This is a genomic window from Pseudomonas sp. Sample_14 (assembly GCF_004307515.1).
GTDB classification, from domain to species: domain Bacteria; phylum Pseudomonadota; class Gammaproteobacteria; order Pseudomonadales; family Pseudomonadaceae; genus Aquipseudomonas; species Aquipseudomonas atacamensis.
The window spans coordinates 60760-84448 of the sequence record NZ_RCOC01000102.1 but is presented as its reverse complement, the minus strand read 5'-3'; the positions used below and the strand labels follow the sequence as shown (position 1 = coordinate 84448).

The following is a 23689-nucleotide window of genomic DNA, read 5'->3' as shown; positions in this document are numbered from 1 at the left end:
CTGACGGAGCGTTAGTCGAGATACAAGGAGCTGCCGAAGGCTGCGATCTTTTGATCTTCAAAACAGAATCAAAAGATCGCAGCCTTCGGCAGCTCCTACTCCCACAATTGAAATCAGCGGCGCCTGCTGGATTACCGCACCAGACACGGCCGCTTGTTATCGAATTTCCACCCCGGAATCAGGAACTGCATCGCCACGCTGTCATCCCGCGCGCCGAGGCCCATGCCTTTGTACAGTTCGTGGGCCTTGGCCACTTGATCCATGTCCAACTCCACACCCAGCCCGGGTTTTTTCGGCACCTGCACGAGACCATCGACAATCTGCAGCGGTGCCTTGGTCAGGCGCTGACCGTCCTGCCAGATCCAGTGGGTGTCGATGGCGGTGATCTCGCCGGGTGCGGCGGCGGCGACGTGGGTAAACATCGCCAGAGAGATATCGAAGTGGTTGTTGGAATGCGAGCCCCAGGTCAGGCCCCACTCGTGGCACATCTGCGCGACGCGTACCGAACCCTGCATGGTCCAGAAGTGCGGGTCGGCCAGCGGGATGTCCACTGACTGCAACTGAATCGCGTGGCCCATTTCACGCCAGTCGGTGGCGATCATGTTGGTCGCGGTTTTCAGGCCGGTGGCGCGGCGGAATTCAGCCATGACTTCGCGCCCGGAGTAACCGTTTTCGGCACCGCACGGGTCTTCGGCGTAGGCGAGTACGTGGTGCTGATCGCGGCACAGACGGATCGCCTCTTTCAGCGACCAGGCGCCGTTCGGGTCGAGGGTGATTCGCGCTTCAGGGAAGCGCTCGGCCAGTGCCGTGACCGCTTCGATTTCGGCATCGCCGCTGAGCACGCCGCCCTTGAGTTTGAAGTCCTTGAAACCGTACTTGGCGTGCGCCGCCTCCGCCAGACGCACGACCGCTTCGGCGGTCATGGCTTTCTCGTGGCGCACACGGAACCAGTCGTTGTCGGCGTCCGGTTCGCTGCGATAGGCCAGATCGGTTTCGTGTTGATCACCGACGTAGAACAGATAACCGAGCATCTTCACTTCGTCGCGTTGCTGACCTTCACCGAGCAGCGCCGCCACCGGCACGTCCAGATGTTGGCCGAGCAGGTCGAGGAGGGCGGCTTCCAGGCCGGTGACCGCGTGAATGGTGATGCGCAGGTCGAACGTCTGCAGACCACGGCCGCCGGCATCGCGGTCGGCGAAGGTCTGGCGCACCTGATTGAGAATTTTCTGGTACGTGCCGATGGGGCTGCCGACCACCAGATTGCGCGCGTCTTCCAGGGTCTGGCGAATGCGCTCGCCACCGGGCACTTCGCCGACGCCGGTGTGGCCGGCGTTGTCCTTGAGGATGACGATGTTGCGGGTGAAAAACGGCCCGTGGGCGCCGCTCAGGTTGAGCAGCATGCCGTCGTGACCGGCCACCGGAATGACCTGCATGTCGGTGATGATCGGAGCTTTGGCGGTGTCATGAACAGTCATTGTTGTTTTCCTTGTCGAGACGAAGTCAGGCGTGTTTCGGCGCGGCGTCGGCCACGGCCTTTTCAGCAGCGGGTTTGGGCGTGGTGCGCGCGGCGAAGACGATGATTGCGGCGATGATCGAGGTCGCGGCCAGACCATAGAGGCCGCCCTGAATCGAGCCGGTGTGTTGCTCCAGCAGGCCGAAGGTGGTCGGTGCGACGAAGCCGCCGAGGTTGCCCACCGAGTTGATCAGCGCGATCACTGCCGCCGCGATGCGTGCATCCAGATAAGCCTGGGGAATCGGCCAGAACAGCGACGAGGCGGATTTGAAACCCAGCGCTGCAAAGCAGATCGCGACGAAGGCAAAGATCGGCCCGCCAGTGGTGGACATGAACATCCCCGCTGCGGCGATCAACAGGGCAGTGGCGACCCAGGCTTGTTGATGTTTCCACTTCGCCGACAGCGAGGCGAAGGCGTACATGCCGACGATCGACAGCAACCATGGAATCGAGTTGAACAGGCCGACCTGCACGTCGCTGAGTTCGCCCATCTTCTTGATGATGCTCGGCAGCCAGAAAGTCGCCGCATAAATGGTCAACTGAATGAAGAAGTAGATCAGGCAGAACAGAATGATCTGCCGGTCCTTGAGCAGTTTGCCCAGCGACGGCCGGATCGGCGTCGCGGCTTCACGGGCCTTTTGCTCGTCGTCGATGGCGCTGACCAGTGCATCCTGTTCGGCGCGGCTCAGCCATTTCGCGTCGTGGGGTTTGGCATCCAGCCAGAACCAGACAAACACGCACAGGCACACCGAGAACATCCCCTCGATGAAATACATCCATTGCCAGCCGTGCATGCCCAGCCCGTTGATCTGCAGGAGCAGACCGGACAGCGGACCGGAGATCAGCGAGGCCACGGCCGAGCCGCTGAGGAAGATCGCGATCGCCTTGCCACGCTCGACGCCTGGCAGCCAACGGGTGAAGTAATAAATCACCCCGGGAAAGAACCCGGCCTCGGCGACACCGAGCAGGAAGCGCAGGATATAGAAGTGGGTTTCGTTCTGGATGAAGGCCATGCAGGCGGCGACTATGCCCCAGGTGAACATGATGCGGGTCAGCCAGATGCGTGCGCCGACTTTCTGCAAAAGCATGTTGGACGGCACTTCGAACAGCGCGTAACCAATAAAGAACAGCCCGGCGCCGAAGCCATAGGCGGCAGCACCAATGCCCAGATCGGTTTCCATGTGGGTGCGGACGAAGCCGATGTTCACCCGGTCAATGTAATTGACGATGAACATGATCACGAAGAGCGGCAGGACGTGGCGTTTGACTTTGGAGATGGCTGAGGCGAGCGTCGGGTCGACGCTGTCCTGCATCCCGGAGATGGAGGTTTTCACTGATGTTTCTCCCACTGATTATTTTTATGCGGGTAGGACTGGGTGCTGCGTTGTTGCTAGACATCATACAACTGTAATTTTTTGTCCTACAAGTGGGGAGGGCGATCAAATTCTTCTGATTGTTCGGTTTTTTATGCGAAAACCGGATTCTAGCTCGTATTTATTGATTGTTGAGCCAGACAGTGGAGCGCATTTTTGATATGTGAATGGTGATGCGTGATGGCTGGCTATCGAAAATATTCGATGTAATTGAGTGTTGTCATACAAGTTGATGGCCCGTCGACCGCTAAAATCCATCTCAACCGTCATCCCGCAGTGCTACGATCGGCAAGCCCCGATCACCGGAACCGATCATGCAAGAAGACCTCGACGCGCCCGCGCGCAAACGCACGCACAACCTCGCTCATGACCTGGTGGAAAAGCTCACCCAGAGCATCCTGCTCGGACAACTGTCGCCCGGTGACAAGCTGCCTTCGGAGAACTCCATCGTTCAGGAGCACGGCGTCAGCCGCACGGTGGTGCGCGAGGCCATTTCCAAGTTGCAGGCCTCGGGGCTGGTCGAGACGCGCCACGGCATCGGTACCTTCGTGATCGAGCGTGCAGCGGAGCAGGGCCTGCGCCTGAACGTCGATACGGCGCTCGGCGTGCGCAGCATTCTCGAATTGCGCATGGGCCTGGAAACGCAAGCGGCGGCGCTGGCGGCGCAGCGGCGCAGTGAGCAGCAGGTGCAGCAGATGCGTCAGGCGCTGGATGACTATCAACGGCTGCTGGCCAACAACGACAGTTGCGTGGAAGCCGATCGGCGTTTTCATCTGCTGATCGCCGAGGCCACCGGCAACGCTTGTTTCAGCGAGATCATGCAGCACCTGGGCAGTGCGATGATCCCGCGCAATCGCCTGAATGCCGCCGAGCGCGGCGCGGCGGATCTGAGCAAGCTCGGGCACTTGGCCAATCTGGAACACGAGGCGATTCTGAATGCGATCAAGCGTCAGGACGCCGATGCCGCCCGCGCTGCGATGTGGCTGCACCTGACCAACAGTCGTGATCGCTTTATCGCCCAAGGCTGATGCCGCTGGTCTGATCGACCGCACGCCCTCAGCACCCGCGCTTCCAAACAATACGCCCCGGATAATCCGGGCCAGTATTGTGAGGTGCAGCATGGCTGATGACTCGCTTGTTCCCGGTGGCATGGCGCCCACCGACCAGACCCGCCCCGTATCCGGCACCGACGAGCCGACCCTGAGCGATCACGATGCACCGCCGGGCATGGACCCGGGGCGCGATCCGCTGAGCGATGCCGACCGCCCGGATGACTGGAAGGATCCGCCGGATGACGAGGATGTACCGCCGGCGGATGAGCCGACACCGTTGTCGGATGATATGCGCTGAGGTCTGGATTATTCATTGAGTGGGCCGGCCTCTTCGCGAGCAGGCTCGCTCCCACAGGGAGTTTGTGTCATCCACTGTGGGAGCGAGCCTGCTCGCGAGGACGGCATCGACTTCACAGCAGATTCAAGCCTTGCTCTCAACTGCCCGAACGACGCCAACCCCACGCTCCAGATTCAATGCCAACACACTGATCAACACCACCACCGCTCCCATCAGCACCATCAACGTCGGCCGTTCCCCCAATCCCCACGACGCAATTCCCATGGCCGTCGGCGGTATCAGATACAAGGTCATCGTCGCCCGGCTCAAGTCCACATGCTTGAGCACGAAACCCCAGGCCAGATACGCCAGTGCGCTGGGAAACACCCCCAACATCAGCACCGCCCACTGCGCTTGCGGCGGCGCCTGCATCACGGCGTCAGCCAGCCCCGGCAGATAAATCAGCAACAGCAACGTCCCCGACCACACCGCGTAGCAGCCCAGACTGAAACCGTCGTAGCGCCGCGCATGATGCTTTTGCAGGGCGAAATAGAGGCTCCAGGAAAGCGCCGCCAACAAGATCAACAAGCCATGGGCATTGATAGCGCCCATGCCCTTGTCGCCGCTGACTACGATCACCACGCCGACAAATCCAAGCAGCACACAGGCCCAACGCCAGGCGCTGACGCGGTCCTTGAACACAAAGCACGCCAGCAGCGTGCTGAATAACGGGCTCGACTGCGCCAGCACGCTGGAAGCCCCGGCACTGATGCCTTGCTGGCCGATGTTCAGGGCGACGTGATGCAGGCTGACGGCGAAGAAGCCCAAGGCAAACAGTAACGGCACATCGCGCCACTGCGGCAGGCGAATGCCTTTGAAAATTGCGATCAGCGCCATCAACAGCGACGCCAGCAGGAAACGCAGCAAGGCCAGATGTCCGGGATCATACCCTTGCAAGCCGATGTGAATGCCGGTGGGCGAATAGGACCAGCAGCCGATGACAAACGCCATGGCCAGGATGATTTTGCAGGTAGAAGTGGAAGTCATGATCGAGGCACCAGGGCAGTGAATGCGCCGAGTATCCGGGCGCCCGATCGTTCGTCACAACTGACTTATACTGCGTCGACTGTTCACTCGGAGTGATGATTATGGAGCTGGCGCAAATCCGCATGTTCAAGACTGTGGCCGAGGTCGGCAGCATTGCCCGGGCCGCTGAAAAGCTGTTCTGCGTGCCGTCGAACATCACTGCGCGGATCAAAGCGCTGGAGGCCGAGTTGGGCGTGGCGCTGTTCTTGCGCGAGGGGCGCGGACTGCGCATCAGCCCGGCGGGGCAGACCTTTCTGGTTTATGCGGAAAAGATTCTGGCGCTGACCGTCGAAGCCAAACGCGCGCTCGACCCGGCCGCCGAGCCGTCCGGACCGCTGCGCATCGGCGCCATCGAGTCTTCGGCGACCGGGCGCTTGCCGCGCCTGCTGGCGAAATTCCACAAGCGCTACCCGCAAGTGGCACTGGAACTTACCACCGGCACCTGGAGCCAGTTGCTCGACGACACCGTCAACCATCGCCTTGATGGTGCGATCGTGGCGGTAGATGTCGAACGTGCTCAGCTCAAACGCACGCCGATGTATCGAGAGGAATTGTTACTGATCGCCTCGACTTCATTCGGCCCGGTGCGTGACATCGCGGATCTGCAAGACAAAACCCTGTTCATGTGGCCACCGGGTTGCCCATACCGCGCGGCACTTGAGCATTGGTTGCTGCGCCGAGGGCAGGCGCTGCCGATTGTCAGTCTGGCCAGTTACGGAGCGATTGTCGGCTGCGTCAGCGCCGGTGCCGGGGTGGCGCTGGTGCCCAGGGGCGTGTTCGAGCAGTACGCCAACGGCGCGGGCTGCGAGGGTTACGAGTTTGCTGAACTGATGGCGATCGAGAATTTGTTTTACTGGCATGAAAACGCCGGTGTGCACCCGGCGCGCGAGGCGTTTGTAGGGATGTTGCGTGAGGAGTTTGCCCAATAGAAAAGCGGCGCTCACCCCAGCCCTCTCCCGGAGGGAGAGGGGGCCAACCGAGGTGTCTTGCGTCAGACATCGACCTGAAAGTCCGAGCCGATTATGGATTCACGAGCACAACCAGCGCTGTGTAGTTTGCGGATTCAGCGGTCCCCGTTCAGGTCAGCGTACCTCTGAAATATCCCCCGATCAGTCCCCTCTCCCTCTGGGAGAGGGCTAGAGTGAGGGGATTCAGGTCCGCGGCAAATCCCGCATCAACAACCCAAAGCGCAAATCCACCGCATCCGGTATCGGCACGTACACCGTATGCCCGTCCCCCGGCGCCACTTCGATCGCTTGGCCGCTGACACTCTGCAATTCATGCAGATCAAAATGGAAATTGCCCTTGGGCGTCATCAGTTCCAGATGATCGCCCACGGCAAAACGATTCTTCACTTTTACTTCGGCCAGGCGATCACGGCGCTCGCCGGTCAGCTCGCCAACGAACTGCTGCCGCTCCGACACCGAACTGCCGTGCTGATAATTCTGATATTCGTCGTGCACATGGCGGCGCAGAAAACCTTCGGTGTAGCCGCGCTGGGCCAGCGATTCCAGATCCAGCATCAGGCTGCGATCGAACTCGCGCCCGGCCACGGCATCATCGATCGCCCGGCGATATACCTGGGTGGTGCGTGCGCAGTAGAAATGCGATTTGGTCCGGCCTTCGATCTTCAATGAATGCACGCCCATGCGCGTCAGGCGCTCGACATGCTGCACGGCGCGCAGGTCCTTGGCGTTCATGATGTAGGTGCCGTGTTCGTCTTCGAATGCCGGCATCAATTCATCGGGACGATTGGCTTCCTGCAACAGGAAGACCTGATCGGTCGGTGCGCCGAGGCCCAGCGTCGGCTCGGGTTGAAAGGTCTGGACGATCTCGCCGAGCTGGTTTTGTGTGGCTTCTTGCGCCGTGTACTTCCAGCGGCAGGCGTTGGTGCAGGTGCCCTGATTGGCATCGCGCTTGTTCATGTAACCGGAAAGCAGGCAGCGCCCGGAATAGGCCATGCACAGCGCGCCGTGCACGAACACTTCCAGCTCCATGCCCGGCACCTGCTCGCGGATTTCGCCGATCTCTTCCAGCGACAATTCGCGCGACAGAATGATCCGGCTCAATCCCTGTTGCTGCCAGAACTCGACGCTCGCCCAATTCACCGTGTTGGCCTGCACCGAAAGATGAATCGGCATCTGCGCAAAATGCCGGCGCACCAGCATGATCAGGCCCGGGTCGGACATGATCAGCGCATCCGGGGCCATCTCGATCACTGGCGCCAGATCCTTGAGGAAAGTCTTCAGCTTGGCGTTGTGCGGGGCGATGTTGACCACCACATAAAAGCGCTTGCCCTGCGCCTGCGCCTCACGGATGCCCAGCGCCAGGTTGGCGTGGTCGAATTCGTTGTTGCGCACCCGCAGGCTGTAGCGCGGCTGGCCGGCGTAGACCGCATCGGCGCCATAAGCGAAGGCGTAACGCATGTTTTTCAGGGTGCCGGCGGGGGCGAGAAGCTCGGGGGCGATGAGAGTCTGCATTTGGGTGTCGGTCGCAAAAGCCGCGCAGGGTAGGGCAGCTGTTGCGAGGGTTTATTGATCTGGATCTATGCTCCATGAATAAACATGGCACTCGCGCGCTCGGCGGCTGACTAAGTGGGGCGGGCGTGCGTGACGCCTGACTGACATGGACCGGATATGAACGAAAAGAGTCTGCAATTCAAATCCCTGACAGTGCTGCTGGTGCTGGTCACGGTGGCCTTTATCTGGATTCTGCTGCCGTTTTACGGCGCGGTGTTCTGGGCTGTCATCCTCGGCATTCTGTTTGCGCCGGTACAGCGCAGGTTGCAGCAGAAGTTTGGCTGGCAACGCAACGTGACGTCGTTGTGCACCTTGAGCCTGTGCCTGGTGATCGCGATTCTGCCGGTGATCATCGTCAGCATCCTGCTGGTGCAGGAAGGCGCGACGGTCTACAAGAACATTGAAAGCGGCGAGCTGGACATCGCTGCGTATCTGGCGCAGTTCAAGCACAGCCTGCCGCCGTACTTTCAGCACTTGCTCGACCGCTTTGGCATGGGCGAACTCGACAGCTTGCGCGAGAAGATCGTCAAAGCGGCGATGCAGGGCAGCCAGGTGCTAGCGACTCAGGCGTTCAGCTTCGGCCAGGGCACATTCGAATTCGTGGTGAGCTTTTTCATCATGCTGTATCTGCTGTTTTTCTTTCTGCGTGACGGCCCTGAGCTGGCGCGCAAGATGCGCACTGCCGTGCCGCTGGAAGAAAACCACAAGCGCCGCCTGCAACTGAAGTTCAACCGCGTGGTGCGCGCGACGGTCAAAGGCAACGTGGTGGTGGCCGTGACCCAAGGCGCGCTGGGCGGGTTGATTTTCTGGTTTCTCGACATTCCCAGCGCGTTGCTCTGGGCGGTGCTGATGGCGTTTCTGTCGCTGTTGCCAGCGGTGGGCGCGGGGATTGTCTGGGCGCCGGTGGCGGTGTACTTCCTGCTCAGCGGGATGATCTGGCAGGGCGTGGTGCTGGGATTGTTCGGAGTATTCGTGATCGGCCTGGTCGACAACGTGCTGCGCCCGATTCTGGTGGGCAAGGATACGAAAATGCCCGATTACCTGATTCTGGTTTCCACCCTCGGCGGCCTCGCGGTCTTCGGCCTCAACGGCTTTGTGATCGGGCCGCTGATTGCCGCATTGTTCCTGTCGAGCTGGGCGCTGTTCGTCGAGACCAAGCCCAAGGTGCAGCTGCCTTAGGCATGAAACGTGTTGCTGGCGACTTGTTGCGACAAGGCCTGTGCTGCTGGCAAGGAGGTGAGCGGGCCGCTGATTGGCTCGCCATCGCGCACCAGATACCAGCAAGCGAGCAAACCGGATGCACGCAGCGAAGCGGGAACTGCGCTGCCGATCACCGACATGATTTGAACCTGTGCCATGGGAAAACCTCCATCAAACTGATGGGGTTACCTTAGGGATTTGCCGGCACGACGGACAATCAACGCTTTCGATAGTGGTCATTGATGCCAGTGAGGTCTGGCGTCATTCCACCACTTGATCGAGCATGTGCATGACTTCTCGTTCATTGAGCAGGCCCTTGTGCACGAGATTTTCGGCGAGCAGGGACAGCAGCTTGGCGCAGCGATGGCCTTCCAGATGCTTGAGCTCGGTAAGTGCGCTGTACACCTTGCTCGAGGTGCACAGACCGACGATGCGGTGCGGGTTTTGTGTGGGCATACAGTCGTCCTTGTTGTTATCGATCTGTTGTTTACGGACGGATTCAGATTGCGGTTCCGTCATGACAAAGCGGTGACCGTTCGATGAAAAAAGCCCGACGGTCGATTCCATCATGCCGACTTTAGCTGCTCGAACTGTCCTCACAGCGACCTTGGCGCGATTTTTTCAGACGTTGGCCGACCAGCGGTCATAAAAAAGCCCTGCTCGAAAGCAGGGCTCTGTGTTGCGCTTACCAGCGTGGACCGCCGTAGTAGCCATGCGGGCCGCCGTAGTAGCCGTGGGGCCGACCGTAATAACCACGAGGCGGGCCGTAATAGACGGGGGCCGGCTGCACGTAGACCGGTTGTTGTACATACACCGGTGCCGGTTGGTAATACACCGGTGGCGGTGGTTGCTGCACGTAGACCGGTTGCGGCTGCACATAAACCGGTTGTTGCTGCACATACACCGGCCGATCCTGGTTGATCAGTGCCGAGCCGATGATGGCCGAGCCGACGATCGCGCCAAACACTGCAGGGCCCTGCCAGCCATGGCCACCACCCGCTTCAGCCTGGCCGGTGACGGCAAGTGCGCCAATCAACAAAGCCATGATGGGAAGTTTACGAATCATGATAAGTCCTCGGTTCTTCGACCCGGCGCCGCGGCCTGAGTCAGGCCCACAGTTGTCGCGGGGATACAGCTAAGACAGCAAATTTGCGAAATTCAGCACAGCCGCTGGGTAAATTTTGTGTAAGGTCTGTAGCGGCTTCTTTACCCGGCTGCGCGGCGCCACAAACAAGCCTCAATGATGATTCAGAACCCGGTGGGCTGGCCAATCCCGTCCATCCGAAAGTGCGTTTGAAGGAGAAGTTTCATGCAGATGAACCCGAACAAAGACACCCAACTGTGCATCTCCCTGTCCGGGCGCCCGGGGAATTTCGGTCTGCGTTTTCACAACCATTTGTATGAACAGCTGGGCCTGAATTTCTATTACAAAGCGTTCAGCAGCCAGGACCTGACCGGCGCGGTCGGCGGCATTCGGGCACTGGGCATTCGCGGCTGCGGCGTGTCGATGCCGTTCAAGGAAGCCTGCATTGCGCTGGTCGATGAGCTGGACACGTCGGCGGCGGCGATCCAGTCGATCAACACCATCGTCAACACTGGCGGCCACCTCAAGGCCTACAACACCGATTACATCGCCGTCGCGCAATTGCTGGAAAGCCACGCGGTGCCGAAAGATTCGACCTTCGCCCTGCGTGGCAGCGGCGGCATGGCCAAAGCGGTGGCCAGCGCCCTGCGCGATGGTGGCTACCAGAACGGTTTGATTGTCGCCCGTAACGAACGCGCCGGCCGCGCCCTGGCGGATTCGCTGGGTTATCGCTGGCAGGCCGAGCTGGGTGACGAGCGCCCGCAGATGCTGATCAATGTCACCCCGGTAGGCATGGACGGCGGGCCGGAGGCGGGGCAACTGGCGTTTGAGCCTGAAGTGATCAAAGCGGCTGAGACTGTATTCGACGTGGTGGCGATCCCTTCGGAAACGCCCCTGATCGTGCGGGCGCGGGCCGAGGGCAAGCGAGTGATCAGCGGGCTTGAGGTGATTGCGATTCAGGCGCTGGAGCAATTTGTCCTGTACACCGGGGTGCGGCCGAATGAGGCGCAGTTTGCGGCGGCGGTGGATTTTGCGCGCAGCTGATTGATCTTTTAGTGGCTGGGCTGGCCTCTTCGCGAGCAGGCTCGCTCCCACAGGTTGAGCTGGAATGCGATTGAATGTGGGAGCGAGCCTGCTCGCGAAGGCGGCGCTGCGGTTCTGGATCACTATCTATAATCCTCGCCAGCACGCACAGACGTGCCACCACAAAAACCTTAACCGAGGCCGCCCATGCATCCGCCCATCCTCAACCTGAACGAGGTCGAACTCGAAGCCCTTCCCGAAGCCCTGGCCCCTGAAGGCGACACTGCCGGGCGTTATCAGCAGCGTATCGCGCGGATCGGTCAGCAACTGGGTGCGCAGAAACTCGGTTATCGCCTGTATGCGCTGCCAGCGGGCATGCGCGGCAGTCCATTCCACAGCCATCGGGTCAACGAGGAAATGTTCTACGTGGTGGCCGGGGAGGGCGAGGTGCGGTTGGGAGGCGAGCGTTTTCCGATCCGCGCCGGTGATGTGATCGCCTGCCCACCCGGCGGACCGGAGAAGGCACATCAGATCATCAATACCAGCGCGGGCGAACTGCGTTATCTGGCGATCAGCACTCAGCAGCAGCCGGAGATCTGCGAGTATCCGGACTCGAGCAAGTATGCGGTGATGGATAATTTCACGGTGGATGCCGAGGGCAATGCCTCGGGTTTTGTCGCTGTCGCGCGGCAGGTGGATGGGGTGGATTATTGGGATGGGGAATAGAGCGGGCAGCTGAATATCGCGCAGACCCTGTGGGAGCGAGCCTGCTCGCGAAGGCGGCGGGTCATCCGAGATCGTGGTGACTGACGCTACGCTTTCGCGAGCAGGCTCGCTCCCACTCTGGCTTTGCGGTGGTTATTCGAGGCGGGCCAGGCGTTCTTCCAGCGCCGCGATGCGGGCCTCGAGTTCTTCGATACGCTCCATTGAAACGCCACCGCTCGAGCGCTCCCCAGGATTCTGCCGCGCCGCCAGGATCGCTTCGATATCTGCCGGATCGCCCAAGGCATGGGTGTAGCGATCCTCACGCTGCCCGGCCTGACGCGGAATCAATACCGCCAGTCCGCGTGCAATCAGGCGTTCAAGCTGATGCACGACCTGCTCGGCGTCTTCGAATTCGTGCATGCGCCCGCTGCGGGTCAGCAGTTCGTTGACGGTCTGCGGACCGCGCAGAAACATCAGACCCGTCAGAATCACCTGTGCCGGCACCAGTTCCAGCGCCTTGTCGACCTTGTGCTCCCAGCGGTCGGCACGGCTGCCCATCACCAGCCGGGTAAAACCACGCCCCTCCAGCGCCCGCAAGCTCTGGCCGACCTGGCCTTGATTGAGGTTCATTACCGGTTCGCGGCTGGTTTTCTGATTGCAGGCCAGCACCAGCGCGTTGAGGGTCAGCGGATAGGTTTCCGGGCTGGTGGCCTGTTTTTCGATCAGCGCACCGAGAATGCGGATTTCCGTGGCATTGAGCCGTGGCTGGTCGGAGGTGGATTCTTGTTCGTTGCTCATCGCGCGTTCCCTCTGCAGTCGAAGCCGCCTAGCCTAATCCTTGCCAAACAAAAGGCAAGCCGTGTGCTCATCAAGCATGGCTATAATCGCCACCACGTATTACCCAGCCATCACATGAGATTGCCATGACCATTTCACTGTACGCCGCATCCGTCCCGGTTTTTCAACAAATGCTCAACGCCCTGAGCGATGTGCTGAAAAAGGCCGAAGCCCACGCCAGCGCGAAAAACATCGACCAGAGCGTCTTCCTGCAAGCGCGTCTGTACCCGGACATGTTCCCGCTGGTGCGTCAGGTGCAGATCGCCGTGGATTTCGCCAAAGGCGTGTCGGCGCGTCTGGCTGAAGTCGAACTGCCGAAGTACGACGACACTGAAACCACCTTCGCCGAACTGCAAACGCTGATCACCAAGGTCCTGGCCTTCATCGGCGAGATCAAGCCAGAGCAGATCGATGGCAAGGAAGGCATCGAAATCGTCACCCGTCCGGGCACGCCGAAAGAGAAGCGCTTCAGTGGTCAGGCGTATCTGCTGACTTACGGCTTGCCGCAGTTCTTCTTCCACGTCACCACCACCTATGCGTTGCTGCGTCATAACGGCGTTGAAGTGGGCAAGCGCGATTACATGGGCGCGTTCTAAACACCCCGATACGAAAAAGCCCGCCAAGGTTCGCGCCTTGGCGGGCTTTTGTTTTTCTGTGGGAGCGAGCCTGCTCGCGAATGCGGCGTATCAGGCGCTATTTATGCTGAATGTCTCGCCCCTTTCGCGAGCAGGCTCGCTCCCACAAGGTAAGGCGGTTACGCCGTACGCTGAGCCTTCTCTTCTTCGCCCAGGCAAGCCGCCGCTGTAAACAGCACGTCAGTCGACGAGTTCAGCGCGGTCTCCGCCGAATCCTGCAGCACGCCAATAATGAAGCCCACCGCCACGACCTGCATGGCGATCTCGCTCGGGATGCCGAACAGGCTGCACGCCAGCGGAATCAGCAGCAGCGACCCACCGGCCACACCCGAAGCACCACAGGCGCAAATGGCTGCGACGACGCTGAGCAGGATTGCGGTCGGAATGTCCACAGCGATGCCCAAGGTGTGCACCGCCGCCAGGGTCAGCACGGTAATGGTGATCGCCGCACCGGCCATGTTGATGGTCGCGCCGAGCGGGATCGATACCGAGTAGGTGTCTTCGTGCAGGCCCAGGCGCTTGCTCAATTCCAGGTTGACCGGAATGTTTGCCGCCGAGCTGCGGGTGAAGAACGCGGTGATGCCGCTTTCGCGCAGGCACATCAGGGTCAACGGGTACGGATTGCGGCGCAGCTTCCAGAACACGATCAGCGGGTTCATCACCAGCGCGACGAACAGCATGCAGCCCAGCAGCACCGCCAGCAGGTGCGCGTATCCGAGCAGCGCGCCGAAACCGGAGGTGGCCAGTGTCGACGCGACCAGGCCGAAAATGCCCAGCGGCGCGAAGCGAATGACCACGCGGACGATCACGGTGACGCCATTGGACAAGTCACCCAGTACCTCGCGAGTGGTGTCGCCAGCGTGGCGGATGGCAATGCCCATGCCGATCGCCCAGGCCAGAATGCCGATGAAGTTGGCATTCATCAGTGCGCTGACCGGGTTGTCGACGACGCTCAGCAACAGGCTTTGCAGCACTTCGCCGATGCCGCCGGGCGCAGTCACGGCAACGTTCTCGGTCGATAACACCAGATTCGACGGGAACGCCATGCTGGCGACCACGGCCACCACCGCAGCGCTGAATGTACCCAGCAGGTAGAGGAACAGGATCGGGCGGATGTGGGTTTCCTGACCGTGCTTGTGGTTGGCGATCGAGGCCATCACCAGCACGAACACCAGAATCGGCGCCACGGCTTTCAACGCCGAGACAAACACCTTGCCGATGAACGCGGTGGACCTCGCCAGCTCCGGTGCAATCAGGGCCAGGGCAATACCGGCGATCAGACCAATGACGATCTGGGTCACCAGACTCAGGCGTTTCAGGCGTTGCAGTAACGAAGGGGATGAAGCGGTCATAGCGGCATCTCTGTTTTTATAGGGTGCGAAGCGTCGTGGGCAGTCACGAAACGCCTGTCGAAGTGACATCAACGCCGCCAAACGGCACGTTGAACAGCTGTACGATTTTCAGGGCGCGGACTTTATCACAGCGTAGGCGTGAACCTTCAGGCCTGTGACGATCTGCCATCGGATCGGCCCGGCAGATCGGCAGTTTTGGGCAACTCAGTGCGGACGCAGTCTGTTAAGCTTCGCCATCCTCATTTTCAAGTTCTGCCAGCGGGCCTCCGGGTCAACGCTGGTGTCGTCGTTTTGCTGGAGTCGCGCATGCTGTTGCCTATTCTTCTGTTGTCCGCCGCCGGGTTCACGGTGCTGACCACGGAATTCGTCATTGTCGGCCTGTTGCCGGCGATTGCCCGAGACCTCGAAGTCAGCATCCCGCAAGCGGGGCTGCTGGTGACCTTGTTCGCCTTTACCGTGGCGCTGTTCGGCCCGTTCCTGACCGCTTATTTCGCCCGTTTTGAACGGCGCAAACTGTTCATCAGCATTCTGATCATGTTCGGTCTGGCCAATACCGTTGCAGCGTTGGCGCCGAATATCTGGGTGATGGCCATCGCACGGTTGATTCCGGCGTTGGGTTTGCCAGTATTCTGGGCATTGGCCAGTGAAACCGCCGTCGACATCGTCGGCCCGGATTTCGCCGGCCGCGCCATCGCCAAGATCGGCTTCGGTATCGTCTGCGCCACGGTGTTCGGCATTCCGGTCGGCACGCTGATTTCCGACGCGTTCGGCTGGCGCAGCGCATTCGGCATTCTGGCGTTGATCGCGTTTGCCAAAGCCTTGCTGCTGTTTGTCTACCTGCCGAAAACCAGTCTGCACCAGCATCAGGTCAGCTTCCGTTCGCAGTTCAAGATCCTGCGCAGCCCGCTGATGCTCGGCCATATCTTGTTGTCGATTCTGGTGTTCAGCGGCATGTTCACCGCTTACACCTACCTTGCTGACATCCTCGAACGACTTGCCGGTTTCAACGGCACCGTGGTCGGTTGGTGCCTGATGGCGTTTGGCGCAGTCGGGCTGATCGGCAACTCGCTCGGTGGGCGAGCGGTGGATCGGCATCCGCTGGGGGCGTCGGTGTTGTTCTGTGCGTTCATGATCGCCGGCATGGTTTCGCTGGTGCCGAACATTCATTCGCCAGTGGGTCTGGCGGTGGCGATGGGCATCTGGGGCGTGACTCAGGCGGCGCTGTTCCTGGTCAGCCATGTGCGCCTGATGAAAGCCGCACCGGAAGCGCCGGCCTTCGCCGCGTCGCTGAACATCGCCGGGGCCAATCTCGGCATTGGTCTGGGCGCGATGGTCGGCGGCCGGGTGATCGACAGTGCCGGGCTGGGCTTCTTGGGCTTTGCCGCTGCCGGCTTCATTTTGCTGTCGGTGTTCCTCGCCATGGTGCTGATGACGCTGAAGCCGCGTGAAGTCTGCGCTTCATAACCCGGTAAACAGCTCGCGTCGGGCACCCTCGGTAATCGCTACGATGCCAGGGTGCTTGACCTTGCGTTCCACCGAAATGGCATAGAACGACTCGCTCACCGCGTCGGTCTGGCCGATCAACTCGACGCCGTACTGGCGCTTCACTTCCTCGGCAATCACGCTCGGACCGATAAAGATCCCGCTGCCGGATTGGCCGAAGGCCTGCATCAAAGCACTGTCATCGAATTCGCCGACAATCTGCGGCTGGATCTGCTGTTCGGCGAACCAGCGCTGCAAACGGCTGCGCACCACGGTTTCCGCGCCGGGAATCAACAGCGGCGCGCCGTGCAGGCTGCGCGGGAAATCCTGGCCATACTGCGCGGCGAGTTCGGCGGTGGCGAAGAAACTGATTCCGCACTCACCGAGCTTCTGGCTGTAGCCTTTGATGTCCAGATGCGAGGGCATCGGGCTGTCGGAAATCACCAGATCCAGACGCTGAATGGCCAGATCGGCGAGCAGGCGTTCGAGTTTGTCCTCGCGGCAGGTGATGCGCAGCGGCTCGCTCAATTCCATGGTCGGCGCGATCAGGCGATAAACAATCGATTTGGGCACCACGTCGGCCACCCCGACGCGAAAGAGGATCTGCTGCTCGTTGGGTTGGGCACGCAGCATCAGCTCCAGCTCGCCGCCCAACTGAAACATCTGCTCGGCGTAGGGCAGGGCCTGGCGCCCGGCTTCGGTGAGTTCCAACTGGCGGCCAACTCGGCGAAACAGTTCCACGCCATAGGTTTGTTCAAGCAGTGAGATCTGTCCGCTGATGGTCTGTGGCGTCAGGTTCAGCTGCTCGCAGGCGCGGACGATGCTGCCGGTTTTGGCTACAACCCAGAAGTAATGCAGTTGTCGGTAATTGAGCATATCGGTCGCCACTTCGTGAAAACCGAAGTATAGCCGCTAAAAATACGAATTTTCCTGAAGTGTTCATCTCCCTAGAATGCCCAGCCATCGACGGCCGGTGTGTGCGCCTGTCTGTTCATTCGAAGGAAACCTTATGAAATACACATTTCCCGCAGTGATGTTTGCGTCTTTACTGGTTCTGGCCGGTTGTGATCAGGCGGAAAAAAGCGCCCAGCAACTGATGGGCGCGGCGGCTGAAACTGCCAAGCAAGCGATTGACGACACCCATAAAGCCGCTGAGCAAGCGCTCAGTGATGCCACCGGTGGTTTGATCGATAAAAAAGAAACACCGGAAAAACAAGCGGAAGAATCCGAATCTTCCTCCAAGACCATCTAAACCGTCTTACACAGAGTCAGGACTGACCCATGGAATATCTGTTAGAACTCGCCGCCAGCCCCACCGCTTGGGTTGCTTTGGCCACACTGGTGGTAATGGAAATCGTGCTTGGCATCGATAACCTGATCTTTATTTCGATCCTGACCAACAAGCTGCCCGAACAGCATCGGCAGAAGGCGCGCCGTATCGGTATCGGCATGGCCCTGATTCTGCGTCTGGCGTTGTTGAGCACCATCGCGTTCATCGTGCAGTTGACCGAGCCTGTGATCGAAATCCTTGGCCAGGCGTTCTCCTGGAAGGACATGATCCTGATCGCCGGTGGCCTGTTCCTGGTGTGGAAAGCCACGACCGAGATCCATCACAGCATGGACCCGTCGCCGGAAGACCCGAAGACCGCGACTTCCACCGTAACCCTGGGTTTTGCCGCGGCTATCGGTCAGATCCTGATGCTCGACATGGTGTTCTCGATCGACAGCATCATTACCGCTGTCGGCATGACCGAACACTTGCCGATCATGATCATCGCGGTGGTGGTGTCGGTGCTGGTGATGCTGCTCGCGGCTGATCCGCTGGCCAAGTTCATCAACGACAACCCGACCGTGGTCATGCTGGCGCTGGGCTTCCTGATCATGATCGGCATGACGCTGATCGCCGAAGGCTTCGGCGCCCACGTACCGAAAGGCTATGTGTACGCGGCCATGGCGTTCTCGGCGGGCATTGAGGTGTTGAACATGCTGTCGCGCCGGGCGAAGCAGAAGAAGGTTGCTCAGCAGGCGTAATTGCTGAGAACACAAAAAACCGCCTGGGCTGGTTGAGCTCAGGCGGTTTTTTTATTCACCTTTTGCTGAGTTATCGAGAGCGCACTGCTGCTGAGCGCTCTCATGAGGGAAGGACCTTGTTGGTCTTCAATGCGCAGCAGCGTGTCGCACTGGATGCTTCTCTGTCTTCTCAACCGGCATCGTCTGCACCGGATGATGATGGCGCCGCGAAATCCGCAGCACGCCCCACAACATGGCAGTCGCCACGGCCAGCCAGCCGGCTATCAACATCACGATGGTCATGGTCAGGCTCATTGGTGCCTCCTCTTCGCCCTGCATCGGGCGCCCGCTTTTCGCAATTCGCTCTATTTCAGTGACAGTCTAGTCAATGGGGTGTTTCAAGCTATTGACCAAAGGTCGTTAGTGACCAATCAGTTTGCTCTATGCAATCGCCCGCTCTGCGGTTTAAGGCTATACCGCAGGCTGGTGCGGCTCTATGATCGCTGGCGTTGCCGGAACACGATGACCGGCGTCTGGAAGAGAGTGATTGATGGTGCAGGTATTTTCTCGAGTGCGCGGAGCGTTGCTTGCCGGCGTTTGCGCGGTGGTGCTGAGCGGATGCGCGGGCAACGTGGCCCCGGAAGTCAAGCGCTTGCCGGAGCGGGTTGAGCTCAGTGGCACCTTCTATCGTGGCGAAGCCAACCAGAGTGGGCCACAGGTGCTGGCCAGTCTGCTGTCGCAACAAGGCATCGTCATCACCCCGGGACTTCTGGAAAAACCGCTGCACTTGCCGGGCGCTGAGGACAAGCTGCAGCAGAACATGCAGAACCTCGCCCGCGAGTACGGTCTGGTGGTTTATCCGCTCGACAGCAAGCTGCCGGCCTTGCTGACCCAGGTCGCAGCGGGCTACCCGGTCATGGTGCGTTTCAGTGAAGGTTCGGCATTCTGGGCCGAGCCGCGTTACGCGATCCTGTCCGGCTACGATCGCAATAAACAGAAGGTCCTGCTGCGCGCCGGCATGAACCGTCGGCAGTTGATGGATTTCGGCAGCTTTCAAGCAGCGCTCGAAAAGGCCGGTGGCTGGGCGATCCTGATTCAGAAACCGTCGCAGATCCCGGCAGCCGTCGACCGCTCCCGTTGGCTGAAAGCCGCCGATGAACTGGCCCAGGCCGGTGAAGAAAACGCTGCGGCGCAGGCGCGAAAGGCTCTGGCAGCGCAATAAACCTCCGTTCGTCATCTGCCGGGCACGACTGCGCCCGGCCAGCCTCTGAAGATTAATGCCCGTGCTTCGCGGGTGAATCAAGGAGGCAACATGGCAGATTCCCCAAACCCGAAAGGCCCGCACTCGTCCGAACATTCCTCGGGTGATGATCTGGGATTCGATCCGGATTCGCCGGACCTTGACGATCCGCAAGTTGATCCAGTCGGTCCGGCGAAGGCGCCGCTGGATGTCGAGCCCGGTGAAGATCCGAAGAAACCGGCCAAGCCCTATGATCCGTTAGCCGACTTGAAACCTTGATGTGAGGTGCGTATGAGTACCGATTCAAGCTTCGATGACCACAAACCTGACAGCGTGCCGACCACGCCGGAGCCGGAGGTTGATCCGGTGCTGGATCCGGACAGCCCGATGCGTGACCCGATGGCCCGGCCCAATGTGCTGACGCCGGAGGTTTCGCCAGAGCCGAGCTCGGGCGATGGCATCCCCGATGACGACAAGATGCCGCTGCCCAACGACTGATGCGCAGACGAAAAAAAGCCCCGAAGATTCGGGGCTTTTTCATGAGCGCTGGATCTACTTGGCCGCCTCAACCACGCCGCTCTGACGGCTCTTGAGGTTCTTGTCGGCTTTGTATTGCTGTGCCACCGCAGGAACACTGGCGCTGCGCCCGGTTTCCACCCAGCTGCGGATGCGGCTGGCATCGGCAAAATGCGTGTATTTGCCAAACGCATCGAGAATCACCAGGGCGACCGGACGGTTGCCCATCTTCGTCACCAGCACCAGGCAATGGCCGGCCGGGTTGGTGAAGCCGGTCTTGGTGATCTTGATGTCCCAATCGGCCTTATTGACCAAGTGGTCGGTATTGCGGAAGCCCAGGGTGTAGTTGGGCTTGCGGAACGCCACGGTTTTTTCCTTGGTGGTGGTCAGTTGCACCAGAAGCGGTTGCTTGTGCGCAGCCACCAGCAGTTTGCTCAGGTCGCGGGCGGTGGAAACGTTGCGCTCCGACAAGCCGGTCGGCTCGACAAAGTGCGTGCTGGTCATGCCCAGCGCCTTGGCCTTGGCGTTCATTGCCGCGATAAAAGCAGCGTAGCCGCCCGGATAGTGATGGGCGAGGCTGGCGGCAGCGCGGTTTTCCGAGGACATCAAGGCGATCAGCAGCATCTCGCGGCGCGGCAGCTCACTCTTGAGTTTGACCCGGGAGAACACGCCCTTCATTTCCGGAGTGTTCCTGATGTCGACATCGATCCATTCGTCCATGTTCTGTCGAGCTTCTACCACGACCAGGCCGGTCATCAGCTTGCTGACGGAAGCGATCGGCACGATCACGTCAGGGTTGCTGGAATAGATGACTTTATTGGTCTGCATATCCATGAGCAGGGCGCTGCCGGACGCGATCTTCAATGTCGAAGCGTCACGTGGAGCAGCGGTGGTTTCCGCAGCGTTGATCGTTGGCGTGATGAATGTGCCTGTAACAGCAAACAACAGGCTCAGAATCGAGAGACGAATTTTCACGCGGGCGAACTCTAAAAGGTTGGATATACCGTTAGTTTGTAACGGGTTATTTCTTAAAACCGGCGCATTTTAGGAGTATGTGCTAGGAAAGCTAGAGCCGCCCGTAAACAAAGGGCGAAATATGAAATAAATTTAAGCCTGTACCAATTTTGTACCAATCTGGCTTTCCAGCTTCCCAACTTCAGACCAGTCGGTAGTGGAGCTCAGCCAGCGCGCATATGTGGACAGTAACACCTGGACGCTGTGCCCGAGTTGCCCTGCGATGAACGCGGGGTTCATGCCCGCCATAAGGCACATTGTGGCGTAAGTGTGACGGCAGTTGTACTGACTGCGCGGCTTTATTTTCAGAGCTTCCAGCGCCTTGGCGAAGTGGCCACCCGGCGTGGTCGCGCCCAGAATATATTCCGAGCTTCCGGAAGGCGGAAAGACATAGGGCGATGACTGGCGCTTGCGGCGCACCTGGTTGAGTCTGGCGTCGGCAATTCGCTTGGCGCGCTGCAGCGCGTGCATGGCGCGGCTGTTCAGCATCACAGTGCGCGCATACTTCGTCTTTGTCCGCTCTTCAACTTTTCCATCAACCACGATCCGGCAGACATGCGCGACACGCTTGTCCATGTCGATCTCATCCCAACGAAGAGCCCTGAGCTCTCCCGTCCTCATCCCACAGTAAAACGCGAACTCGAAATAGGCCGCGTAGATCTGTGCCGCCCTCGAAGTGAAGTTGGCATACATCCATTCGATGATCATGTCCGCTTCTTCAACGCTGAACGGATCAATCACTTTCTTGGCTTTGCCAGGGAGCTTGATTGGCGTCGCCGGATTCCTTTCGATTACTTCATCCCGCACCGCAGCCTTGAACAAGGCATTCACTCGCGATATCGCCGTGCGCTTTACGGTGTTGCTTTCCCATGTGGTCTCGGCAATCACCCGGCGCAACAGCATCGGGGTGATCGTGGTCATTGGTACCGTGGCCAGTTCCGGCATCCAGTAGTTGTTGATGGTGCCCTTGTAGTTTCGGCGAGTGCCGGGAACGATCTCAAGGCCGTCGATCCAAGTCTGGGCGTATTCGCCGAACGTAAGGCCATTGGCAACAGCGGAGTAGCTGGAGTTCGGGAACAGTTCGGCGTAACGCTTCTCGTCCAGAACCCCATGCTTGGCCAAGCTGATTACTTGATCGCGTAGATCGGCGGCCGCCTTGATCCCTTTTGGCGTCTGGGAATGGGCAAGGGTTTCGCACCGCCGCTCGCCGTTCCAAGTGAACCGGATACGGACAGACTGGCCAGCAAATTCAACTCCTCGGGGCAGGCCCACTGGCTTTCTTGCCATGCTTCATATCTCCTGATGCTATAAAAAACCCGGCCGTCTATCTTATTCCAGACGCCTTCGGGGATGACTCCTCGCGCTCGCTTGCCTTCGAGTGCGCGTTTTGTGGTGCCGATCAGGGCAGCCATTCGCTCTTCGGGCACCTTGTCGAACGGGAACGTTTCGACGGTTTCTTCGTTTTCGGACATAGCAGGCTCCATGCCGCGCGTGGCGGCAGAAGGTGGTGTGGGCTACAGGTTCACTACCTGACTGTTCGGATCGAAAGGTTTGCCGTCGGGATCTACCACCAGGCGCGGCACGTTCTTTTGAAGAAACTCATCGAAACACTGAGGGCAATAACCGGCCTGAGTGGTCTGAAGCTGAGCGTGCCCGGTGTAGCCGCACTTCGGACACTTGAGTGCTGTGGGGATGATGAAAGCCATGAGGAATCCTCGCCCGCCGTACACCGGCAGGCTGTTGAGTTGGGGGAGGGGTTATAAAGCGAGTTCGACCTGGGCTTCGCGTTGCCAGATCGGCGAACTGTTGTGTGCTTCGATTCGATCAGCGATGACGTTGGCGCGCTGGCCGGCGGTGGGCGCGGCGTACATCCCGAATCGGCTGATGCTTCCGCCGTTCACTGCGGCGTTTGTAGAGTCGGCGGACGCGAAAGGCAAATGCTGGAAAATTGCTGGGTCGAGCATCCGCAGCCCGTGTAGCCGGCACACCGGACGACCCTGGTCGTCACAGATAGCGTCCATCGCGGCAGCCATCCGCTTCCACCATGATCCTGTGCCCGGCGCAGCCCATTGCCCCGAGCTGCCGAGGGCGACAGTTCGCCAGCACCTCGCCAGTCGCTGCAACCGCTCAAGCGATTCGTGCAAGTGCCAAACAGGCACGCCGCGTAGATCCTCTGGCCACTGCCTTACAAGGTCGTCGTTCGCCTCTTCGTCACCATCAATGACGTCCGGTATGAGCGCCCATGTGAATCCGGGGTGTCGGTGCCAGTCTTCTACCCAGCGCGTATAGCCGTCGACATCTACCTGACCGCCTTTCTTCCACACAGTGAATGCGCCGTTATCGAAAACAAACGATTTGCAAACATCGGCGACGATGCCGAGATCGTCCTTGCGTGGGAACGGCACCAGCGCGTGCCGCCCGGCCAGGAACTTAGCGGCATCCTCGCGCTTACCGCCGACTGGCGTGCCGTGGTAATGAATCATCCGCTGAGCCTCACCGTTTCGATTTCTACGCCCTGATGGGTGGCGATGATGGTTTGGTCGCCGCCGAGAGTTTCGGAAAGGCTGTCAGCGATTTGTTCGTGCCAGCCATGCTTGATCAGCGCGGTCGCGGTTTTGATGTGCTCGACGTGGATCATCGATGTTGATCGCAATTCAAGCCGGTAGATGATCGTTTCGCCGTCGGCCGGGCAGACGGCTGCGAATGTGTGTCGGTAAATGTTCATCACCGCGGCCCCTTGTAGCAGTACACGTAGTCGAACCAGGCGAGGG

At 59.9% G+C, this 23689-nt stretch carries 30 protein-coding genes; 13 read left to right on the top strand and 17 right to left on the bottom strand.

Going from position 1 to position 23689, the window contains the following annotated elements:
- Positions 1 to 131 precede the first annotated feature (131 nt).
- Both gudD and D8U61_RS26415 read right to left on the bottom strand, forming a co-directional pair.
- Positions 132 to 1475: a glucarate dehydratase gene (gene gudD / locus D8U61_RS26420; RefSeq protein WP_024013479.1), complete on the bottom strand. Its 1344-nt coding sequence runs from the start codon at positions 1473 to 1475 to the stop codon at positions 132 to 134.
- Positions 1476 to 1500: 25 nt separating this feature from the next.
- Complete coding sequence (locus tag D8U61_RS26415) at positions 1501 to 2847, bottom strand: MFS transporter (RefSeq protein ID WP_024013478.1); 1347 nt, start codon at positions 2845 to 2847, stop codon at positions 1501 to 1503.
- Positions 2848 to 3200: 353 nt separating this feature from the next.
- On the opposite strand from D8U61_RS26415, the gene D8U61_RS26410 reads away from it, so the two are divergent.
- Positions 3201 to 3914, top strand: coding sequence for a FadR/GntR family transcriptional regulator (locus D8U61_RS26410; RefSeq protein ID WP_016775357.1), 714 nt, complete (start codon positions 3201 to 3203; stop codon positions 3912 to 3914).
- A 91-nt stretch (positions 3915 to 4005) separates the two neighbouring features.
- Positions 4006 to 4236 carry a hypothetical protein gene (locus tag D8U61_RS26405; protein ID WP_071172961.1) on the top strand — a complete coding sequence of 77 codons (231 nt, stop codon included), beginning with the start codon at positions 4006 to 4008 and terminating at the stop codon, positions 4234 to 4236.
- 123 nt (positions 4237 to 4359) lie between these two features.
- Here D8U61_RS26405 and D8U61_RS26400 read toward each other — a convergent pair whose 3' ends face one another.
- Positions 4360 to 5262, bottom strand: coding sequence for a DMT family transporter (locus D8U61_RS26400; RefSeq protein WP_130927966.1), 903 nt, complete (start codon positions 5260 to 5262; stop codon positions 4360 to 4362).
- Between the two features lie 101 nt (positions 5263 to 5363).
- Here D8U61_RS26400 and D8U61_RS26395 point away from each other — a divergent pair, with 101 nt between their 5' ends.
- Complete coding sequence (locus D8U61_RS26395) at positions 5364 to 6230, top strand: LysR substrate-binding domain-containing protein (protein WP_130927965.1); 867 nt, start codon at positions 5364 to 5366, stop codon at positions 6228 to 6230.
- Between the two features lie 222 nt (positions 6231 to 6452).
- On the opposite strand, the gene yegQ is transcribed toward D8U61_RS26395, so the two are convergent.
- Complete coding sequence (gene yegQ / locus D8U61_RS26390; RefSeq protein ID WP_130927964.1) at positions 6453 to 7781, bottom strand: tRNA 5-hydroxyuridine modification protein YegQ; 1329 nt, start codon at positions 7779 to 7781, stop codon at positions 6453 to 6455.
- Between the two features lie 156 nt (positions 7782 to 7937).
- Here yegQ and D8U61_RS26385 point away from each other — a divergent pair, with 156 nt between their 5' ends.
- Positions 7938 to 8999 carry an AI-2E family transporter gene (locus tag D8U61_RS26385; protein ID WP_073471346.1) on the top strand — a complete coding sequence of 354 codons (1062 nt, stop codon included), beginning with the start codon at positions 7938 to 7940 and terminating at the stop codon, positions 8997 to 8999.
- On the opposite strand, the gene D8U61_RS26380 is transcribed toward D8U61_RS26385, so the two are convergent.
- From D8U61_RS26380 to D8U61_RS26370, 3 genes are all read right to left on the bottom strand, one after another.
- Positions 8996 to 9178, bottom strand: a complete 183-nt coding sequence (locus D8U61_RS26380) for a hypothetical protein (protein WP_016770690.1) — start codon at positions 9176 to 9178, stop codon at positions 8996 to 8998. The genes D8U61_RS26385 and D8U61_RS26380 overlap by 4 nt on opposite strands.
- Positions 9179 to 9281: 103 nt before the next feature.
- Positions 9282 to 9476: a hypothetical protein gene (locus D8U61_RS26375; protein ID WP_016770691.1), complete on the bottom strand. Its 195-nt coding sequence runs from the start codon at positions 9474 to 9476 to the stop codon at positions 9282 to 9284.
- Between the two features lie 229 nt (positions 9477 to 9705).
- Positions 9706 to 10086 carry a hypothetical protein gene (locus D8U61_RS26370; protein ID WP_024013471.1) on the bottom strand — a complete coding sequence of 127 codons (381 nt, stop codon included), beginning with the start codon at positions 10084 to 10086 and terminating at the stop codon, positions 9706 to 9708.
- Between the two features lie 243 nt (positions 10087 to 10329).
- Between D8U61_RS26370 and D8U61_RS26365 the strand changes: the two genes are divergently transcribed.
- Together D8U61_RS26365 and D8U61_RS26360 are read left to right on the top strand one after the other, a co-directional pair.
- Positions 10330 to 11148 (top strand): shikimate 5-dehydrogenase, encoded by an 819-nt coding sequence (locus D8U61_RS26365; RefSeq protein WP_130927963.1) that lies wholly within the window; start codon positions 10330 to 10332, stop codon positions 11146 to 11148.
- Positions 11149 to 11334: 186 nt separating this feature from the next.
- Positions 11335 to 11853, top strand: coding sequence for a cupin domain-containing protein (locus D8U61_RS26360; protein ID WP_130927962.1), 519 nt, complete (start codon positions 11335 to 11337; stop codon positions 11851 to 11853).
- 132 nt (positions 11854 to 11985) lie between these two features.
- Here D8U61_RS26360 and D8U61_RS26355 read toward each other — a convergent pair whose 3' ends face one another.
- Entirely contained in the window at positions 11986 to 12630 is a 645-nt protein-coding gene (locus tag D8U61_RS26355) for a DUF480 domain-containing protein (protein WP_130927961.1), read from the bottom strand.
- A 125-nt stretch (positions 12631 to 12755) separates the two neighbouring features.
- Here D8U61_RS26355 and D8U61_RS26350 point away from each other — a divergent pair, with 125 nt between their 5' ends.
- Complete coding sequence (locus D8U61_RS26350) at positions 12756 to 13265, top strand: DUF1993 domain-containing protein (RefSeq protein ID WP_125918103.1); 510 nt, start codon at positions 12756 to 12758, stop codon at positions 13263 to 13265.
- Between the two features lie 158 nt (positions 13266 to 13423).
- On the opposite strand, the gene sstT is transcribed toward D8U61_RS26350, so the two are convergent.
- Positions 13424 to 14656, bottom strand: a complete 1233-nt coding sequence (sstT, locus tag D8U61_RS26340) for a serine/threonine transporter SstT (protein ID WP_125927603.1) — start codon at positions 14654 to 14656, stop codon at positions 13424 to 13426.
- Between the two features lie 306 nt (positions 14657 to 14962).
- Between sstT and D8U61_RS26335 the strand changes: the two genes are divergently transcribed.
- Positions 14963 to 16120 carry an MFS transporter gene (locus D8U61_RS26335; RefSeq protein WP_024013467.1) on the top strand — a complete coding sequence of 386 codons (1158 nt, stop codon included), beginning with the start codon at positions 14963 to 14965 and terminating at the stop codon, positions 16118 to 16120.
- Here D8U61_RS26335 and nhaR read toward each other — a convergent pair.
- Positions 16115 to 17014 (bottom strand): transcriptional activator NhaR, encoded by a 900-nt coding sequence (gene nhaR / locus D8U61_RS26330; RefSeq protein WP_016775345.1) that lies wholly within the window; start codon positions 17012 to 17014, stop codon positions 16115 to 16117. The two genes, D8U61_RS26335 and nhaR, sit on opposite strands and share 6 nt — an antisense overlap.
- A 133-nt stretch (positions 17015 to 17147) precedes the next feature.
- Between nhaR and D8U61_RS26325 the strand changes: the two genes are divergently transcribed.
- Together D8U61_RS26325 and D8U61_RS26320 are read left to right on the top strand one after the other, a co-directional pair.
- Complete coding sequence (locus D8U61_RS26325) at positions 17148 to 17390, top strand: hypothetical protein (protein ID WP_125927604.1); 243 nt, start codon at positions 17148 to 17150, stop codon at positions 17388 to 17390.
- Between the two features lie 29 nt (positions 17391 to 17419).
- On the top strand, positions 17420 to 18169 hold the full coding sequence (locus D8U61_RS26320; protein WP_016775343.1) for a TerC family protein: 750 nt from the start codon (positions 17420 to 17422) through the stop codon (positions 18167 to 18169).
- A 126-nt stretch (positions 18170 to 18295) separates the two neighbouring features.
- Here the strand turns inward: D8U61_RS26320 and D8U61_RS27865 are convergent, their stop codons facing one another.
- Entirely contained in the window at positions 18296 to 18463 is a 168-nt protein-coding gene (locus D8U61_RS27865) for a hypothetical protein (protein WP_016775342.1), read from the bottom strand.
- Between the two features lie 235 nt (positions 18464 to 18698).
- Here D8U61_RS27865 and D8U61_RS26315 point away from each other — a divergent pair, with 235 nt between their 5' ends.
- The 3 genes from D8U61_RS26315 (at position 18699) to D8U61_RS26305 (ending at position 19886) form a co-directional block, all read left to right on the top strand.
- The gene (locus D8U61_RS26315; RefSeq protein WP_125927605.1) at positions 18699 to 19370 is read left to right on the top strand and encodes a peptidase C39 family protein; all 672 of its coding nucleotides are present in this window, start codon (positions 18699 to 18701) and stop codon (positions 19368 to 19370) included.
- A 90-nt stretch (positions 19371 to 19460) separates the two neighbouring features.
- Positions 19461 to 19667: a DUF6021 family protein gene (locus D8U61_RS26310; protein WP_024013462.1), complete on the top strand. Its 207-nt coding sequence runs from the start codon at positions 19461 to 19463 to the stop codon at positions 19665 to 19667.
- Between the two features lie 12 nt (positions 19668 to 19679).
- The gene (locus D8U61_RS26305; protein ID WP_071172948.1) at positions 19680 to 19886 is read left to right on the top strand and encodes a hypothetical protein; all 207 of its coding nucleotides are present in this window, start codon (positions 19680 to 19682) and stop codon (positions 19884 to 19886) included.
- A gap of 54 nt (positions 19887 to 19940) precedes the next feature.
- Here the strand turns inward: D8U61_RS26305 and pbpG are convergent, their stop codons facing one another.
- The 6 genes from pbpG to D8U61_RS26280 form a co-directional block, all read right to left on the bottom strand.
- Positions 19941 to 20879, bottom strand: coding sequence for a D-alanyl-D-alanine endopeptidase (gene pbpG / locus D8U61_RS26300; RefSeq protein ID WP_073471341.1), 939 nt, complete (start codon positions 20877 to 20879; stop codon positions 19941 to 19943).
- A 132-nt stretch (positions 20880 to 21011) separates the two neighbouring features.
- A complete protein-coding gene (locus D8U61_RS26295) occupies positions 21012 to 22145 on the bottom strand; it encodes a tyrosine-type recombinase/integrase (RefSeq protein ID WP_241663660.1) in 1134 nt (377 codons plus the stop codon).
- Complete coding sequence (locus D8U61_RS28180; protein WP_236169590.1) at positions 22046 to 22390, bottom strand: hypothetical protein; 345 nt, start codon at positions 22388 to 22390, stop codon at positions 22046 to 22048. Before D8U61_RS28180 ends, D8U61_RS26295 begins: the two co-directional genes overlap by 100 nt.
- 42 nt (positions 22391 to 22432) lie before the next feature.
- On the bottom strand, positions 22433 to 22624 hold the full coding sequence (locus D8U61_RS26290) for a hypothetical protein (protein WP_110598764.1): 192 nt from the start codon (positions 22622 to 22624) through the stop codon (positions 22433 to 22435).
- A 51-nt stretch (positions 22625 to 22675) separates the two neighbouring features.
- The gene (locus D8U61_RS26285) at positions 22676 to 23401 is read right to left on the bottom strand and encodes a hypothetical protein (protein WP_130927958.1); all 726 of its coding nucleotides are present in this window, start codon (positions 23399 to 23401) and stop codon (positions 22676 to 22678) included.
- Positions 23398 to 23643, bottom strand: a complete 246-nt coding sequence (locus tag D8U61_RS26280; protein ID WP_130927973.1) for a hypothetical protein — start codon at positions 23641 to 23643, stop codon at positions 23398 to 23400. Before D8U61_RS26280 ends, D8U61_RS26285 begins: the two co-directional genes overlap by 4 nt.
- Between the last annotated feature and the right edge of the window lie 46 nt (positions 23644 to 23689).

What these genes read in the sequence shown, in the direction of transcription:
- gudD (WP_024013479.1), bottom strand. Translation starts at nt 1,475, where the DNA reads ATGACTGTTCATGACACCGCCAAAGCTCCGATCATCACCGACATGCAG.
- D8U61_RS26305 (WP_071172948.1), top strand. Translation starts at nt 19,680, where the DNA reads ATGAGTACCGATTCAAGCTTCGATGACCACAAACCTGACAGCGTGCCG.
- D8U61_RS26310 (WP_024013462.1), top strand. Translation starts at nt 19,461, where the DNA reads ATGGCAGATTCCCCAAACCCGAAAGGCCCGCACTCGTCCGAACATTCC.
- D8U61_RS26355 (WP_130927961.1), bottom strand. Translation starts at nt 12,630, where the DNA reads ATGAGCAACGAACAAGAATCCACCTCCGACCAGCCACGGCTCAATGCC.
- D8U61_RS28180 (WP_236169590.1), bottom strand. Translation starts at nt 22,390, where the DNA reads ATGTCCGAAAACGAAGAAACCGTCGAAACGTTCCCGTTCGACAAGGTG.
- D8U61_RS26405 (WP_071172961.1), top strand. Translation starts at nt 4,006, where the DNA reads ATGGCTGATGACTCGCTTGTTCCCGGTGGCATGGCGCCCACCGACCAG.
- D8U61_RS26285 (WP_130927958.1), bottom strand. Translation starts at nt 23,401, where the DNA reads ATGATTCATTACCACGGCACGCCAGTCGGCGGTAAGCGCGAGGATGCC.
- D8U61_RS26400 (WP_130927966.1), bottom strand. Translation starts at nt 5,262, where the DNA reads ATGACTTCCACTTCTACCTGCAAAATCATCCTGGCCATGGCGTTTGTC.
- D8U61_RS26360 (WP_130927962.1), top strand. Translation starts at nt 11,335, where the DNA reads ATGCATCCGCCCATCCTCAACCTGAACGAGGTCGAACTCGAAGCCCTT.
- D8U61_RS26375 (WP_016770691.1), bottom strand. Translation starts at nt 9,476, where the DNA reads ATGCCCACACAAAACCCGCACCGCATCGTCGGTCTGTGCACCTCGAGC.
- yegQ (WP_130927964.1), bottom strand. Translation starts at nt 7,781, where the DNA reads ATGCAGACTCTCATCGCCCCCGAGCTTCTCGCCCCCGCCGGCACCCTG.
- D8U61_RS26380 (WP_016770690.1), bottom strand. Translation starts at nt 9,178, where the DNA reads ATGGCACAGGTTCAAATCATGTCGGTGATCGGCAGCGCAGTTCCCGCT.
- D8U61_RS26320 (WP_016775343.1), top strand. Translation starts at nt 17,420, where the DNA reads ATGGAATATCTGTTAGAACTCGCCGCCAGCCCCACCGCTTGGGTTGCT.
- sstT (WP_125927603.1), bottom strand. Translation starts at nt 14,656, where the DNA reads ATGACCGCTTCATCCCCTTCGTTACTGCAACGCCTGAAACGCCTGAGT.
- D8U61_RS26410 (WP_016775357.1), top strand. Translation starts at nt 3,201, where the DNA reads ATGCAAGAAGACCTCGACGCGCCCGCGCGCAAACGCACGCACAACCTC.
- D8U61_RS26395 (WP_130927965.1), top strand. Translation starts at nt 5,364, where the DNA reads ATGGAGCTGGCGCAAATCCGCATGTTCAAGACTGTGGCCGAGGTCGGC.
- D8U61_RS26335 (WP_024013467.1), top strand. Translation starts at nt 14,963, where the DNA reads ATGCTGTTGCCTATTCTTCTGTTGTCCGCCGCCGGGTTCACGGTGCTG.
- D8U61_RS26315 (WP_125927605.1), top strand. Translation starts at nt 18,699, where the DNA reads ATGGTGCAGGTATTTTCTCGAGTGCGCGGAGCGTTGCTTGCCGGCGTT.
- nhaR (WP_016775345.1), bottom strand. Translation starts at nt 17,014, where the DNA reads ATGCTCAATTACCGACAACTGCATTACTTCTGGGTTGTAGCCAAAACC.
- D8U61_RS26290 (WP_110598764.1), bottom strand. Translation starts at nt 22,624, where the DNA reads ATGGCTTTCATCATCCCCACAGCACTCAAGTGTCCGAAGTGCGGCTAC.
- D8U61_RS26370 (WP_024013471.1), bottom strand. Translation starts at nt 10,086, where the DNA reads ATGATTCGTAAACTTCCCATCATGGCTTTGTTGATTGGCGCACTTGCC.
- D8U61_RS26385 (WP_073471346.1), top strand. Translation starts at nt 7,938, where the DNA reads ATGAACGAAAAGAGTCTGCAATTCAAATCCCTGACAGTGCTGCTGGTG.
- D8U61_RS26280 (WP_130927973.1), bottom strand. Translation starts at nt 23,643, where the DNA reads ATGAACATTTACCGACACACATTCGCAGCCGTCTGCCCGGCCGACGGC.
- D8U61_RS26350 (WP_125918103.1), top strand. Translation starts at nt 12,756, where the DNA reads ATGACCATTTCACTGTACGCCGCATCCGTCCCGGTTTTTCAACAAATG.
- D8U61_RS26325 (WP_125927604.1), top strand. Translation starts at nt 17,148, where the DNA reads ATGAAATACACATTTCCCGCAGTGATGTTTGCGTCTTTACTGGTTCTG.
- D8U61_RS27865 (WP_016775342.1), bottom strand. Translation starts at nt 18,463, where the DNA reads ATGAGCCTGACCATGACCATCGTGATGTTGATAGCCGGCTGGCTGGCC.
- D8U61_RS26365 (WP_130927963.1), top strand. Translation starts at nt 10,330, where the DNA reads ATGCAGATGAACCCGAACAAAGACACCCAACTGTGCATCTCCCTGTCC.